3 protein-coding genes are annotated in these 2,328 nt (G+C 40.2%); all 3 read left to right on the forward strand.

Annotation, left to right across the window (positions count from 1 at the left end):
* Positions 1-84 precede the first annotated feature (84 nt).
* The 3 genes from CD30_RS18860 to tnpC all read left to right on the forward strand — a co-directional run bounded on the left by CD30_RS18860 (position 85) and on the right by tnpC (position 2,243).
* Positions 85-279, forward strand: a complete 195-nt coding sequence (locus CD30_RS18860) for a hypothetical protein (RefSeq protein ID WP_036180671.1) — start codon at positions 85-87, stop codon at positions 277-279.
* Positions 280-296: 17 nt separating this feature from the next.
* Positions 297-629 (forward strand): IS66 family insertion sequence element accessory protein TnpB, encoded by a 333-nt coding sequence (gene tnpB, locus CD30_RS18865; protein WP_211254639.1) that lies wholly within the window; start codon positions 297-299, stop codon positions 627-629.
* Between the two features lie 63 nt (positions 630-692).
* Positions 693-2,243 (forward strand): IS66 family transposase, encoded by a 1,551-nt coding sequence (tnpC, locus tag CD30_RS18870; RefSeq protein ID WP_036180677.1) that lies wholly within the window; start codon positions 693-695, stop codon positions 2,241-2,243.
* The last annotated feature ends 85 nt before the right edge of the window (positions 2,244-2,328 follow it).

Here is a 2,328-nt window from a genome sequence, read left to right on the forward strand (position 1 = left end):
GTAAGCCCGTAATCAAATAACGCATATAAAACACCTGGCACCTCCGGTACGATAGACGTATCAAATAAAGGAGGTGCCAGTCTTATGCCAACAAATAAATTAATGATTGTTCCTGTCAAACTAGATCCTCTTCCGAATGAAACGTCATCTAATGACTCCCCAAAGTTTCTCGATAGCCCAAGTTGTGTGATTAAAACAGCTACAACTGAAATTACCTTCTTCAATGGCGTAGATGAGCGCATCATTCAAACGATTATGAAGGAGCTGAACAATCGATGAAACATGATTATACTAGCGTGCAAAACATCTACATCATTTGCGGCAAAACAGATATGCGTAAAGGCATTGATGGTCTCGCAACACTCATTCAAGATACTTTCGAACTAGATCCATATGGTGATTCCATCTTTCTTTTTTCCGGTTGGAGTAAAGACCGCTATAAATGTTTATATTTCGATGGAGATGGCTTCGCCATGCTTTATAAACGATTAGATAACGGTAAATTACAATGGCCGAAAGACGAAAATGAAGTACGAAATCTTTCGCAGCAGGAGCTTCGCTGGTTATTAGAAGGGTTATCTCTGCAACAGCCAAAGGCGATTTCAAAATCTGTAAAAGGTGTCTTTTAAAAGACTTATTCCGAATGGTATAATCATCCATAGATGAAACTGAACGGAAATGTGGTGAACGATTTGACGAATGTTAATCAGAAGCAAGAAGAACAAAATGAACGTATTATTAGATTACTTGAGCAACAACTGGCTCAGTCAAATCGACAAATAGAAGCATTAACTGAACAAGTACGCCAACTAACGAAAGCTTTATACGGCTCTAAATCAGAGAAGTCAAAGTATCAAGCACCAGACGGTCAAGTTTCTTTATTTGAAGACGATCCGTCTTTTAGCGATTCTGAGCAGACAGAAAAACAAAGCACGGGGACCGTTAGCTATACCGTTATCCGTAAAAAAACAAATAAAAAGCGAAATGATTCGTTTCGTGATGGGATTGAAGTAGAAGAAATTCATCATTATCCTTCTAATACACAATGTGACTGTTGCAGTGGTGAAATGGCAGAGGTCGGTTCAACCGTCGTACGTGAAGAAGCTAAATTCATTCCAGCTACAATGAAGCGTGTACAACATATTGAGCATGCGTATGAGTGCAAGGTGTGCAAAAAAGATGTCACTCAAAAAGCTCAAATTAAGCGTGGCAAGGCACCTCAAGCTACCATTCAGCGAAGCATTGCCGGACCCACTATTTTAGCAAAGCTCATCTACGATAAGTTTATCCAGTACTTGCCTCTTTACCGTCAGGTAAAGGAGTGGGAACGATATGGCCTGCTTACAAATGATAAGAACTTATCGAACTGGGTAATTCGTGCTGCAGAGGACTGGCTTTTACCAGTATATAAGCAGATGAAAAATGTATTAATGGAGAAATCTGTTCTACACGTAGATGAAACCTATGCACAAATCATCAAACGTTCTGATGGGAAATCCGGTCAATCGAACGCATATAACTGGGTCTGTCGTAGCGTGCCAAGCCAAGGACCTATCATTGTACTTTTCAAAAGCGCCCTATCAAGAAGCCGAGCTGTATTGGAAGATTTGATATCTGGCTTTAAAGGAACTGTGATTTGTGATGGTTACTCTGCTTATGGTCATTTACCTAATATTGAGTTCGCTAACTGCTGGGCTCACGTTCGACGTTATTGGCTGAAAGCCGATAGCAAAAATGGCCAAATTGGCGTCGATTACTGTGATCAACTGTTTCATATCGAGCGGAAAATTAAACCCCTTTCACCTGAAGAACGCTTAGAAGTGAGACAACAAGAATCTAAACCAATCGTAGATGAATTTTTCGCTTGGATTGATAGCTCACCTTTCTTCGGTAAAAATGCCCTAGCAAAAGCAGCTGAATATACGTTGAGTCGAGCAACGGGGCTAAAAGCATTTCTTGATAATGGTCATTTAGAAATCGATAATAATCCGGCTGAAAATGCAATTCGTCCTAATGTGATTGGTCGCAAGAATTGGCTTTTCTCTGTGAGTGAAGCGGGTGCAAATGCGAATGCAATTTGTTTAAGTTTGGCAGAAACAGCAAAAGCAAACGGCATCGACTTTTATCAATATTTAGTGAAGCTGATGACAGAGCTGCCAACTTTACCGATTCACCAGCAGCCAGAGCTTTTACATAACTACATGCCTTGGTCAAAAAATATCCAGGGTACATGTGCAAAATAGCTAACCATCCGAAAAAATTAAAGGATAGTTGGCTATTCGTCGTGCGTACCGAAAGGTGCGCTGTTTTTTATATTTCGGGCTTACA

This window comes from Ureibacillus massiliensis 4400831 = CIP 108448 = CCUG 49529, assembly GCF_000772965.1.
Lineage (GTDB): Bacteria > Bacillota > Bacilli > Bacillales_A > Planococcaceae > Ureibacillus > Ureibacillus massiliensis.